Below are 11,847 nucleotides of genomic sequence, written 5' to 3'. Positions count from 1 at the left end.
TTACATGCTGCTCTTTCTGGCTGAACTGCTGGCGCAATTCCAGAGCGCCTTTCACGTCTTCAACTATCTGACCCTGCGCATGATCCTGGGCACCCTCACCGCCCTGGTGCTGTGCCTGTGGCTCGGCCCGAAGGTGATCCGCCGACTGGTGGAGCGCCAGATCGGCCAGGCGGTGCGTGACGACGGTCCCCAGTCGCATCTCTCGAAGGCCGGCACGCCGACCATGGGCGGCGCCATGATCCTGATGGCGATCGCCGTCAGCACCCTGCTGTGGGGCGATCTGCGCAACCACTACGTGTGGGTGGTGCTGGCCGTGACCCTGGGCTTCGGCGCCATCGGCTGGGTCGACGATTATCGCAAGGTGGTGGAGAAGAATCCCCGTGGCCTGCCGGCGCGCTGGAAGTACTTCTGGCAGTCGGTGATCGGTCTGGCCGCCGCGGTGATCCTCTACGTGACGGCTGCCTCGCCGGTGGAGACCAGCCTGATCCTGCCGCTGTTCAAGGACTTCGTGCTGCAGCTCGGGCTGTTCTACGTGGTGCTCACCTATCTGGTGATCGTCGGCAGCTCCAACGCGGTGAACCTCACCGACGGCCTGGACGGTCTGGCCATCATGCCCACCGTGCTGGTGGCCATGGGCCTGGCGGTGTTCGCCTATGCCAGCGGCAACACGGTGTTCGCCGAGTACCTGCAGATCCCGATGATTCCCGGCGCCGGCGAGCTGGCGGTGTTCTGCGCCACCATCGCCGGGGCGGGCCTGGGCTTCCTGTGGTTCAACACCTACCCGGCACAGGTGTTCATGGGCGACGTGGGGGCGCTGGCCCTGGGCGCGGCCCTGGGCGTGGTGGCGGTGATCGTGCGCCAGGAGATCGTGCTGTTCATCATGGGCGGCATCTTCGTGATGGAGACCGTCTCGGTGATCCTGCAGGTGGGCTCCTACAAGCTCACCGGGCGTCGCATCTTCCGCATGGCGCCCCTGCACCATCACTTCGAACTCAAGGGCTGGCCGGAGCCGCGGGTCATCGTGCGCTTCTGGATCATCACCGTGGTGCTGGTGCTGCTGGGCCTGGCCACCCTGAAGATCCGCTGATGCCGCATCGCTGAGGAGCCGCTGATGGTCAAGGTGCCCAAGGGCGTCACGCTGGTGGTCGGGCTCGGGGTCTCCGGGCGCGCCATCTGCCGCCACCTGCAACGCCTCGGGCGACCCTTCATGGTCGCCGACACCCGCGCCGCGCCCCCGGGGCTGGATGACTTCCATGCCGCCCATCCGGGCGTGGCGATACACTGCGGGGCGCTGACCGAGCTGGACATGGAGGCGGCCCGCGAGATCGTGGTCAGTCCCGGCGTCGATCCGGCAAGCCCCGGACTCGGTGCCCTGGCCGGTCGCCTCGGCGAATCCGGCGAGCCGCTCGTCGTCGGCGAGATCGCGCTGTTCGTGCGCGCGGCCCGCGCGCCCATCGCTGCCATCACCGGCGCCAACGCCAAGTCCACCGTGACCACGCTGCTCGGCGAGATGGCCGCAGAGGCCGGCCGGCGCGTGGCGGTGGGCGGCAACCTCGGCACGCCGGCGCTGGACCTGCTCGTCGAGCGGCCCGATGCCGAGCTCTACGTGCTCGAGCTGTCCAGCTTCCAGCTCGAGACCACGCCGCGGCTCGGCGCCGAGACCGCCGCCTTCCTCAATCTGTCGGAGGATCATCTGGACCGCCACGGCGACCTCGCCGGGTATCGCGCCGCCAAGCAGGCGATCTTCCGCGGCGCGCGCCACGGCGTGATCAACGCCGAGGACCCGGCCACCTGGCCGGACGCGCCGCCGCCGGCCCTCGATCGTTTCACCACGGCGTCGCCCGAGGGCGAGGCGTGGGGCATCGCCGTCCACGACGACGGCAGCGGTCCACGCGACTGGCTGATGCACGGCACCGCGCCGTTGATGCCGGCCTCGGCGGTGCGCCTGCCGGGACGCCACAACCAGGCCAACGCCCTGGCGGCCCTGGCCATGGGGCATCGCCTCGGCCTGGGGATGGCCGCCATGCGCCGCGTGCTCGAGCGCTTCGCCGGCCTGCCGCATCGCGGCGAGCTGATCGCCGAGGTCGGCGGGGTGCGCTGGATCAACGACTCCAAGGGCACCAACGTGGGCGCGACCCTAGCCGCCATCGCCGGGCTCGGCCCGACGCTGTCCGGCCGCCTGATCCTGCTCGCCGGCGGGGAAGGGAAGGGCGCCGACTTCACGCCGCTGGCCACGCCGCTGGCCCGTCACGGGCGCGAGGCGATCCTGTTCGGCCGCGACGCCGAGCGCCTCGCCGCCGCGTTGGACGGCGCCGTGGCCTCGACCCGAGTCGATGACCTCGAGGCGGCCATGGCCAGGGCCGCCGAGATCGCCGCTCCCGGCGACTGCGTGCTGCTGTCCCCGGCCTGCGCCAGTCTCGACCAGTTCCCGAATTATCAGGCCCGAGGCGAGGCCTTCCGGGCCGGCGTCGAGCGCCTGGCCGAGGAGGAGCGCTCATGAGCCGCCTGGCCCGTCTTCGCGAACGGCTCTCCACCGCCGACCAGCCCTTCGACGGCTGGCTGGTGATCGCCGCTCTGGCACTGCTGCTGATCGGCTGGGTGATGGTGACCTCGGCCTCCAGCGAGGTGGCTTCGAGCCTGACCGGCAATGCCTGGTACTTCAGCCTGCGTCATGGCGCCTTCCTGCTGCTGTCGATAGCGATCGCGGCCCTGGCGCTGCGGGTGCCGCTGGCCTGGTGGAAGGCCAACGGGCCCTTGCTGCTGCTGGTCGGCATCGTCCTGCTGGTGCTGGTGCTGGTGGTCGGCCGCGAGGTCAACGGCAGCAAGCGCTGGCTGTCGCTGCCCGGCGTGCCGTTCAATCTCCAGGCTTCCGAGATCGCCAAACTGTGTCTGATCGCCTATCTGGCCGGCTATCTGGAGCGTTTCCTGCCCCAGGTGCGCCGAGAGTGGGGGGCCTTCCTGCGGCCCCTGGTGGTGCTGGGTCTGTTCGGCGGCCTGCTGATCTTCGAGCCGGACTATGGCGCCGTGGTGGTGATGACCGGTTGCGTGATGGGCATGCTGCTGATGGCCGGCGCGCCCTGGATCCGCTTCCTGCTGCTGATGGCGCTGGTGGCCGTGCTGGGCGTCGTGGTGGCGATCGCCGAGCCCTATCGCATGGCGCGCCTGACCAGCTTCGTCGACCCCTGGGCCGACCAGTTCGCCAGTGGCTACCAGCTGACCCAGGCGCTGATCGCCTTCGGGCGCGGGCAGTGGCTGGGCACCGGGCTCGGCAACAGCGTGCAGAAGCTGTTCTACCTGCCCGAGGCGCATACCGACTTCGTGTTCGCCGTGCTCGCCGAGGAGCTGGGGCTGGTGGGGGCGATCGCCGTGATCGGCCTGTTCGCGCTGCTGGTGTGGCGTGCCATGGCGGTCGGGCGGCGCGCCGAGCTGGCCGGCCTGGCCTTCGCCGCTTATGCCAGCTATGGCATCGCCCTGGTGATCGGCGCCCAGGCCTTCATCAACATCGCCGTGAGCAGCGGGATGCTGCCCACCAAGGGACTGACCCTGCCGCTGCTGAGCTACGGCGGCTCGAGCCTGGTGGTGAGCTGCATCATGGTGGCGATGCTGCTGCGGGCCGACATCGAGACCCGCCAGGCCGTGCGCCGGGCCTCGCCGACCGCGGCTCGGGACACGGCGTCCGGGACCCGCGGTGCCGGCAAGCGCGCGGCCGCCAAGAGTGACCCTGGCAAGAGCAAAGGAACGCAAGCATGAGTCGACGCGAGGGGCGACGCGCCCTGATCATGGCCGGCGGCACCGGCGGCCACGTCATTCCGGCCCTGTCCCTGGCCCGCGCGCTGCAGGCCCGCGGGGTCGAGGTCGAGTGGCTGGGCAGCCCGCGCGGCATCGAGAACCGTCTGGTGCCCGAGGCCGGCCTGCCGCTGCATCGCATCGCCGTGAGCGGGCTGCGAGGCAATGGCCTGGCCGGCTGGGCGATGGCGCCCTGGCGGCTGATCGGCGCGGTGCGCCAGGCCGGCCGGGTGATCCGCACCTTCGATCCCCAGCTGGTGGTGGGGCTCGGCGGTTTCGCCAGCGGCCCCGGCGGCCTGGCCGCCTGGGTGGCGCGCCGGCCGCTGGTGATCCACGAACAGAACGCCGTGGCCGGGCTCACCAACCGCGTCCTGGCAAGGCTGGCGCGCGGGGTCTATGCGGCCTTCCCCCAGGCCTTCCCGGGCCGCGCCGAGGTAGTCGGCAACCCGGTGCGCAGCGACATCGCCGCCATCGGCGAGACGCCCCGCGACGCCGAGACGATGCGCGCCCGTCCGCTGCGTCTGCTGGTGGTGGGCGGCTCGCTGGGCGCGCTGGCGCTCAACCGGGGCATGCCCGAGGCGCTGGCCCGGCTGCCCGAGGCCGAGCGCCCCGAGGTGCGGCATCAGGCCGGCCGCGACAAGGACGCGGCGACCCGCGAGGCGTATGCGGGGCAGGGCGTGGCCGCCGAGGTGACCGCCTTTATCGATGACATGGCCGAGGCCTACGACTGGGCCGATCTGGTGGTCTGCCGGGCCGGGGCCCTGACCGTGGCGGAGCTGGCGGCGGCGGCCAAGCCGGCGCTGTTCGTGCCCTTCCCGCACGCGGTGGACGACCACCAGACCGCCAACGCCGCGGCCCTGGTGGCCCAGGGGGCCGCCGCCCTGATGCCCCAATCCGAGATGACTGCGGCGACGCTGGCCGACCGGCTGGCGGCGCTGCTCGACCCCGACACGCTTGCCACCATGGCCGCCGAGGCGCGAGGCTGTGCCCATCTCGACGCCGTGGAACGGCTGGTGGCCGGTTGCATGGAGACTGCTTTTGAGTGACCAGACCCTAGGGCCGGTACCCGGCCAAGCCACGCCCCCGCGCCTCGGGCGCGGGCTGGGCATGCGCCGTATCCGGCGCATCCACTTCGTCGGCATCGGCGGTGCGGGCATGTGCGGCATCGCCGAGGTGCTGGCCAACGAGGGCTACGACGTCAGCGGCAGCGACCTCCGGGTCTCGCCGGTGGTCAATCGCCTGCAGGCCTGTGGCGTGCGCGTGGCGATCGGCCATGCCGAGGACAATGCGCGCGATGCCGACGTGGTGGTCGTCTCCACGGCGGTGGATCCGGCCAATCCCGAGGTGCGCTGGGCCCAGGAGCATCGCGTGCCGGTGGTGCGCCGGGCCGAGATGCTGGCCGAGCTGATGCGCTTCCGTCATGGCATCGCCGTGGCGGGCACCCATGGCAAGACCACCACCACCAGCCTCACCGCCACCCTGCTGGGCGAGGGCGGGCTGGACCCGACCTTCGTGATCGGCGGCAAGCTCACCAGCGCCGGCACCAACGCGCGGCTGGGGGAGGGGGACTACCTGGTGGCCGAGGCCGACGAGTCCGATGCCTCCTTCCTGCACCTGCAGCCGATGGTGGCCATCGTCACCAATGTCGACGCCGACCACATGGCGACCTACGGCGGCGACTTCGAGCGCCTCAAGGACACCTTCGTCGAGTTCCTGCACAACCTGCCGTTCTACGGGCTGGCCGTGCTGTGCATCGATGACGCCAACGTGCGTGGACTGCTCGAGCGGGTCAGTCGCCAGTTCGTGACCTACGGCTTCAGCGACGACGCCGACTACGGCATCGAGGACTTCGCTCAGTCGGCCGGCGAGGTGCGCTTCACCGCCCGGCGGCCCGACGGGCTGGCGCCGCTGCCGGTGCGCCTGGCCATGCCGGGGCGCCATAACGCCCTGAACGCCCTGGCCGCCATTGCCGTGGCCAGCGACGCCGGCGTCGACGACGACGCCATCCTGCGCGGGCTGGCGAGTTTCGCCGGGGTTGGTCGGCGCTTCCAGGTGCACGGCCATTTCCCGGCCCCGGCCGGTGACGGCGAGGTGATGCTGGTTGACGACTACGGCCACCATCCCCGCGAGGTGGAGATGGTCATCCAGGCGGTGCGCGACGGCTGGCCCGACCGCCGCCTGGTGATGGCCTACCAGCCGCACCGCTACTCGCGTACCCGGGACCTCTACGAGGACTTCGTGCGCGTGCTGGCGGGGGTCGATACGCTGCTGTTGCTCGACGTCTACGCGGCCGGCGAGACGCCGCTGCCCGGCGCCGACGGGCGCAGCCTGGCGGGTTCGATCCGCCAGCGCGGCGAGGTCGATCCGATCTTCGTCCAGGACAAGGCCGAACTGCCGGGGCTGCTGGCCAAGGTGCTGCGCCCCGGCGACATCCTGATCACCCAGGGCGCCGGTGACGTGGGCGGCATCGCCCAGCGATTGGCCGACGCCCGTCTGGCGCTCGACGAGGTGACGCTATGACGACCGACGTGACCGGCCCGGGCCGGGTGGTGGTGCTCTATGGCGGGGACTCCGCCGAGCGCGAGGTGTCGCTGAAGAGCGGTGCGGCGGTGCTGGCCTCGCTCGAACGCAGCGGCGTCCAGGCGGTCGGCTTCGATCCCGCCGAGGAGGGGGGGCTGGCCGGGCTCGAGGCGCTGAGGCCGGACGTCGTCTTCATCGCCCTGCACGGGCGCGGCGGCGAGGACGGCACCCTGCAGGGCGCCCTCGAGCTGCTGGGCATCCCCTACACCGGCAGCGGGGTGATGGCTTCGGCGCTGGGGATGGACAAGCAGCGCACCAAGCTGGTCTGGCAGGCCCTGGGGCTGCCGACGCCGCAGAGCGAGATGCTCGGTCCCGACGCCGACTGGGCGGCGGTGGCGGAGCGTCTGGGGCTGCCGCTGATCGTCAAGCCGGTTCACGAGGGCTCGACGCTGGGCATCACCATCGTCGAGAGTCCCGAGGCCCTGGAGGCGGCCTATCGCGACGCCGCGCGCTTCGATGCCCGGGTGATGGCGGAGCGCTTCGTGCGCGGCGAGGAGTACACGGTGACGCTGCTGGGCGACAGTGCGCTGCCGGCGATCCGCGTCGAGGTGCCGAACGGCTTCTACGACTACGAGGCCAAGTACCTTTCCGACGAGACGCTCTACCACCTGCCCTGCGGCCTGCCGGCCGGCGACGAGGCGCGGCTCGCCGAGCTGAGCCGCGATGCCTTCGCCGCCATCGGTTGTGCGGGGTGGGGGCGCGTCGACGTGATGCGCGACGCCGAAGGGCGTTTCTGGTTGCTCGAGGTCAACACCGTGCCGGGCATGACCGATCACAGCCTGGTGCCTCAGGCCGCCGCTCACGCGGGCATCGACTTCGATGCGCTGGTGCGGCGCATCCTCGACACCGCCGGGCGGACCTGAGGCCATGGCGCGTCGCGGAGGCCTGATCGGCGTTCTGCTGCTGCTGCTGGTGCTGGGCGCCGGCGGCCGCGCGCTGTGGCTGTGGCTCGACCGGCCCGTGGAGCGTGTCTCGATCCGCGGCGACCTGGAGTACGCCAGCGCCGACTATCTGAGGAGCAAGCTGGCGCCACTGGTGCGCGGCCAGACCTGGCTGTCGGCGGATATCGGCGAGCTTCGCGAGCAGGCTCGTGACATCGGCTGGCTGAGCGAGGTGCGCATTCGTCGCGAATGGCCCTACGCCCTGGTGTTCGAGCTGGTCGAACAGGTGCCGGTGGCGCGCTGGAACGACGATCGGCTGCTCAACCCGGCCGGGGATCCCTTCGCCTTCGCTCCGCTGGCGGCGCCGGAGGGGCTGGTGAACCTGGCCGGTCCGGCCGGCAGCGGGCCGGAGGTGCTGGCCTATCACGACGCCCTGGGCGCCCGCCTGGCCGAGCATGGGCTGGGGCTGCGCCAGCTGCGGCTCGAGGATCGTGGCGCCTGGCGGCTGCAGACCGACGACGGCATCTGGGTGATGCTGGGCCGCAGCAATCGCGAGGCGCGTCTGGCGCGCTTCCTGGCGGCCTGGGATCGGGAGCTCGATGGCCTGGCGTCGCATATCCGCTACATCGACTTGCGCTATCCGAATGGCGTCTCGGTCGCCTGGCACGGTGAAAGCGAGCCGGACGAGGAACACGGCGCTAAGGAAAGTTGAAGGCGATTCGCGAAACACACGCGATGAATGGAAGGGCCTCTCGGGTGTTCCTTTTGAGGAAAAATCGCCGTATCGTGACGGATGTTTTTCGCTCTGGGCTGGTGGAGCACGGGAAGTTGTTCCTATAATTGGCCCAGGTTTTTCTATTGTTAATGCTTAATTTCCCCAAGCGGGTCAGCTCGAGGAGATTCCCCGACTCATGTCAGGTCCATCCAATGCGTCCAATATGGTAGTCGGGCTGGATATCGGAACGTCCAAGGTCGTGGCGATCGTGGGTCAACCCACCGACGATGGCGGCATCGAGATTGCCGGCATCGGCTCGCATCCCTCTCGCGGGATGAAGAAGGGCGTGGTGATCAACATCGAGTCCACGGTGCAATCCATCCAGCGCGCCGTGGAAGAGGCCGAGTTGATGGCCGGCTGCGACATCCACTCCGTTTACGTGGGGATCGCCGGCAGTCATATCAGCTCGATGAACTCCGATGGCGTGGTCGCCATCAAGGAGCGTGAGGTCGCGCCTGCCGATATCGAGCGCGTCATCGATTCGGCACGCGCCCGCGCCATCTCCGAAGGCCAGCGTGTGCTGCATGTGCTGCCCCAGGAGTTCGCCATCGACACTCAGGGCGGCATTCGCGAACCCCTCGGCATGTCCGGGGTGCGCCTGGAAGCCCGGGTACACCTGGTGACGGCGGCACTCAATGCGGTGCAGAACATCGAGAAGTGCGTGCGTCGCTGCGGCCTCGACGTGGACGCGATCATCCTCGAGCAGCTGGCCTCCAGCCATGCGGTGCTCACCGAGGACGAGCGCGAGCTCGGTGTCTGCATGGTCGACATCGGTGGTGGCACGACGGATATCGCGGTGTTCACCGAGGGGGCCATCCGCCATACCGCGGTGATTCCCATCGCCGGCGATCAGGTCACCAACGACATCGCCATGGCGCTGCGCACGCCGACCCAGCACGCCGAGGAAATCAAGGTCAAGTATGCCTGTGCGCTGACCCAGATGGCCGCCAGCGACGAGATGATCAAGGTGCCTAGCGTCGGCGATCGGCCGGCCCGGGATCTGTCCCGCCAGTCGCTGGCCGAGGTGGTCGAGCCGCGCTACGAGGAACTGTTCACTCTGGTGCGCGACGAACTGCGACGCAGCGGCTTCGAGGATCTGGTCGCCGCCGGCATCGTGCTGACCGGCGGCACCTCGCGCATGGAAGGGGTGGTCGAGCTGGCCGAGGAAATCTTTCACATGCCGGTGAGAATCGCCTGTCCGCAGAACGTGCGGGGGCTTGCCGATGTGGTACGCAATCCGATTTATTCGACGGGGGTCGGTTTGCTACATTACGCTCTAAACGAGGCCCGTCAGGGGCACGGCCAACAAGAGACGTCGGGCAGTGGCATGTCGGCGCAGCCGAGGCGCGGAGACGCCTCCCGGCGCGGAGCAGGGGAAGGGATTCCGGCGCTGGTAAAGCTCAAGGGCTGGTTCAAAGGAAATTTCTGACAGGGCCGCGATCGCGGTCCAGGAGACGGGGCTAATGTTCGAACTGGTAGACAGTGCACCCTCAAGCAGTGCAGTCATCAAGGTCATCGGTGTCGGCGGTGGGGGCGGCAATGCCGTCAACCACATGGTCGAAAGCAGCATCGAAGGTGTCGAGTTCATCTGCGCCAATACCGATGCCCAGGCGCTCAAGCGGGTGGCGGCCAAGACCGTTCTCCAGCTCGGCAGCGAGATCACCAAGGGGCTGGGCGCCGGCGCCAATCCGGAAGTGGGCCGTCAGGCCGCCATGGAGGATCGCGAGCGCATCGCCGAGCTTCTCCACGGTGCCGACATGGTCTTCATCACCGCCGGCATGGGCGGTGGTACCGGTACCGGCGGTGCGCCGGTGGTCGCGCAGGTGGCCAAGGAGCTCGGCATCCTGACCGTGGCCGTGGTCACGCGTCCCTTCCCCTTCGAGGGCCCCAAGCGCATGCGCTCGGCCGAGGAGGGCATGAAGGAGCTCTCCGAGCACGTCGACTCGTTGATCACCATTCCCAACGAGAAGCTGCTCTCGGTGCTCGGCAAGAGCGCCAGCCTGCTCACCGCCTTCAGCGCCGCCAATGACGTGCTGCTGGGGGCGGTGCAGGGCATCGCCGAGCTGATCACCAGCCCCGGCATCATCAACGTCGACTTCGCCGACGTGCGCACCGTGATGTCCGAGATGGGCATGGCGATGATGGGCACCGGTGGGGCCACCGGCGAGAATCGCGCCCGCGAGGCCGCCGAGAAGGCGATCCGCAGCCCGCTGCTCGAGGACATCGACCTGCACGGTGCGCGTGGCATCCTGGTCAACATCACCGCCGGCCCGGACCTGTCGATCGGCGAGTTCAACGACGTCGGTGCCACCGTCCAGGAGTTCGCCTCCCAGGACGCCACCATCGTGGTGGGCACTTCCATCGACATGGAGATGACCGACGAGCTGCGCGTGACCGTGGTGGCCGCCGGTCTCGACGGCCAGCGTCAGCCGGCGGCGGCCAGCCAGGGCGCGCGTCGCGAGGCGGCCGGCGGTGGCGACTATCGCCAGCGTCAGCCGGCAGCCGCCAGCCGTCCTCAGCAGCAGGCCCCGGCCCCGGGCCGTGGCTCCGCCGCCGCGGCATCCAAGCCCGAGTCCCAGGAGGCGTCACGTCCTCAGCAGGAGCCGCGCAAGTCCCAGGAGCTCGACGACTACCTGGACATCCCGGCCTTCCTGCGTCGCCAGGCCGATTGAGCGCCGCTATCGTTTGCATAGACACGCCAAACGCACGTTGTTTTTGTTGAAACGTGCGTTTGGTGTTATAGTGAACGGTGTTTGATAACCACCGAGCCTGGCGACTGCCCATGATCAGACAACGCACACTCAAGAATGTCATCCGCGCCACTGGCGTCGGCCTCCACTCCGGCAAGAAGGTCTACCTGACCCTGCGGCCGGCGCCGGTCGATACCGGGATCGTGTTCGTGCGCACCGACCTGGACCCCGAGGTCCAGATTCCGGCCAGCGCCGACAGCGTGACCGACACCACGCTGTGCACCGCCCTGTCCAAGGACGGCGTCAAGGTCGCCACCGTCGAGCACCTGATGTCGGCCCTGGCCGGCCTCGGCATCGACAATGCCTACGTGGATGTCAGCGCCCCCGAAGTGCCGATCATGGACGGCAGCGCCGGCCCCTTCGTGTTCCTGATCCAGTCCGCCGGCATCGCCGAGCAGAACGCCGCCAAGAAGTTCATCCGCATCAAGCGTGAAGTGGTGGTGCGCGACGGCGAGAAGGAGGCGATCTTCCTGCCTCACCAGGGGTTCAAGGTTTCCTTTGCCATCGACTTCGATCATCCGGTGTTCGAGGCCCAGAAGCAGAGCGCCGAGGTCGACTTCTCGACCACTTCCTTCGTCAAGGAAGTGTCCCGGGCGCGCACCTTCGGCTTCATGCGCGATCTCGAGTACCTGCGCTCCAACAACCTGGCCCTGGGCGGCAGTCTCGACAACGCCATCGTGGTCGACGACTACCGGATCGTGAACGAGGGTGGTCTGCGCTACGACGACGAGTTCGTCAAGCACAAGGTGCTGGACGCCATCGGTGACCTCTACCAGCTGGGCCACAGCCTGATCGGCGAGTTTCGCGGTGTGAAGTCCGGCCACGCGTTGAACAACCAGCTGTGCCGCGCGCTGATGGAAAACCAGGAGGCCTGGGAGATCGTCACCTTCGAGGAAGAGACTGCCAAGGCGCCGATTTCCTATGCCGCCCCGGCCATGGCCTGACGCCTCTCCACGGTCGACGAGGTCGCATGAGCCCGATATGCCCGCTCGATGGTGAGGGGCTCGATGGTTGAGGCTCGATCACAAGCTCGGTAGAAGAAAGGCCCGCCAGTTCCTGGCGGGCCTTTCTCGTG

At 69.1% G+C, this 11,847-nt stretch carries 10 protein-coding genes; all 10 read left to right on the top strand.

Annotated elements, in window-relative coordinates:
- Positions 1-4: 4 nt before the first annotated feature.
- The 10 genes from mraY to lpxC all read left to right on the top strand — a co-directional run bounded on the left by mraY (position 5) and on the right by lpxC (position 11,716).
- Positions 5-1,087: a phospho-N-acetylmuramoyl-pentapeptide-transferase gene (gene mraY, locus QWG60_RS10885; RefSeq protein WP_035592476.1), complete on the top strand. Its 1,083-nt coding sequence runs from the start codon at positions 5-7 to the stop codon at positions 1,085-1,087.
- A gap of 24 nt (positions 1,088-1,111) precedes the next feature.
- Positions 1,112-2,500, top strand: a complete 1,389-nt coding sequence (murD, locus tag QWG60_RS10880; RefSeq protein ID WP_146907362.1) for a UDP-N-acetylmuramoyl-L-alanine--D-glutamate ligase — start codon at positions 1,112-1,114, stop codon at positions 2,498-2,500.
- Entirely contained in the window at positions 2,497-3,750 is a 1,254-nt protein-coding gene (gene ftsW, locus QWG60_RS10875) for a putative lipid II flippase FtsW (RefSeq protein ID WP_035592480.1), read from the top strand. Before murD ends, ftsW begins: the two co-directional genes overlap by 4 nt.
- Positions 3,747-4,832, top strand: a complete 1,086-nt coding sequence (gene murG / locus QWG60_RS10870) for an undecaprenyldiphospho-muramoylpentapeptide beta-N-acetylglucosaminyltransferase (RefSeq protein WP_106488756.1) — start codon at positions 3,747-3,749, stop codon at positions 4,830-4,832. The genes ftsW and murG overlap by 4 nt, the downstream gene beginning before the upstream one ends.
- Positions 4,833-4,893: 61 nt before the next feature.
- Complete coding sequence (gene murC, locus QWG60_RS10865) at positions 4,894-6,306, top strand: UDP-N-acetylmuramate--L-alanine ligase (RefSeq protein ID WP_046079747.1); 1,413 nt, start codon at positions 4,894-4,896, stop codon at positions 6,304-6,306.
- Positions 6,303-7,229: a D-alanine--D-alanine ligase gene (locus QWG60_RS10860; protein WP_035592488.1), complete on the top strand. Its 927-nt coding sequence runs from the start codon at positions 6,303-6,305 to the stop codon at positions 7,227-7,229. Before murC ends, QWG60_RS10860 begins: the two co-directional genes overlap by 4 nt.
- Before the next feature lie 4 nt (positions 7,230-7,233).
- A complete protein-coding gene (locus tag QWG60_RS10855; protein WP_035592490.1) occupies positions 7,234-7,959 on the top strand; it encodes a cell division protein FtsQ/DivIB in 726 nt (241 codons plus the stop codon).
- 199 nt (positions 7,960-8,158) lie between these two features.
- Positions 8,159-9,451: a cell division protein FtsA gene (ftsA, locus tag QWG60_RS10850; RefSeq protein ID WP_035592493.1), complete on the top strand. Its 1,293-nt coding sequence runs from the start codon at positions 8,159-8,161 to the stop codon at positions 9,449-9,451.
- Positions 9,452-9,485: 34 nt separating this feature from the next.
- Positions 9,486-10,694, top strand: coding sequence for a cell division protein FtsZ (ftsZ, locus tag QWG60_RS10845; RefSeq protein WP_035592495.1), 1,209 nt, complete (start codon positions 9,486-9,488; stop codon positions 10,692-10,694).
- Between the two features lie 110 nt (positions 10,695-10,804).
- Positions 10,805-11,716, top strand: a complete 912-nt coding sequence (lpxC, locus tag QWG60_RS10840) for a UDP-3-O-acyl-N-acetylglucosamine deacetylase (protein ID WP_106488757.1) — start codon at positions 10,805-10,807, stop codon at positions 11,714-11,716.
- Positions 11,717-11,847 lie beyond the last annotated feature (131 nt).

Origin of the sequence: Halomonas halophila (assembly GCF_030406665.1) — a bacterium.
Classification (GTDB): Bacteria; Pseudomonadota; Gammaproteobacteria; order Pseudomonadales; family Halomonadaceae; genus Halomonas; species Halomonas halophila.
Note: the sequence above shows the minus strand (reverse complement) of the source record. Positions and strands in the feature narration are given on the sequence as shown.

Coding starts and splice junctions, on each gene's coding strand:
- ftsA (WP_035592493.1), top strand. CDS start 8,159: ATGTCAGGTCCATCCAATGCGTCCAATATGGTAGTCGGGCTGGATATC.
- murG (WP_106488756.1), top strand. CDS start 3,747: ATGAGTCGACGCGAGGGGCGACGCGCCCTGATCATGGCCGGCGGCACC.
- ftsZ (WP_035592495.1), top strand. CDS start 9,486: ATGTTCGAACTGGTAGACAGTGCACCCTCAAGCAGTGCAGTCATCAAG.
- QWG60_RS10860 (WP_035592488.1), top strand. CDS start 6,303: ATGACGACCGACGTGACCGGCCCGGGCCGGGTGGTGGTGCTCTATGGC.
- murC (WP_046079747.1), top strand. CDS start 4,894: ATGCGCCGTATCCGGCGCATCCACTTCGTCGGCATCGGCGGTGCGGGC.
- lpxC (WP_106488757.1), top strand. CDS start 10,805: ATGATCAGACAACGCACACTCAAGAATGTCATCCGCGCCACTGGCGTC.
- ftsW (WP_035592480.1), top strand. CDS start 2,497: ATGAGCCGCCTGGCCCGTCTTCGCGAACGGCTCTCCACCGCCGACCAG.
- mraY (WP_035592476.1), top strand. CDS start 5: ATGCTGCTCTTTCTGGCTGAACTGCTGGCGCAATTCCAGAGCGCCTTT.
- murD (WP_146907362.1), top strand. CDS start 1,112: ATGGTCAAGGTGCCCAAGGGCGTCACGCTGGTGGTCGGGCTCGGGGTC.
- QWG60_RS10855 (WP_035592490.1), top strand. CDS start 7,234: ATGGCGCGTCGCGGAGGCCTGATCGGCGTTCTGCTGCTGCTGCTGGTG.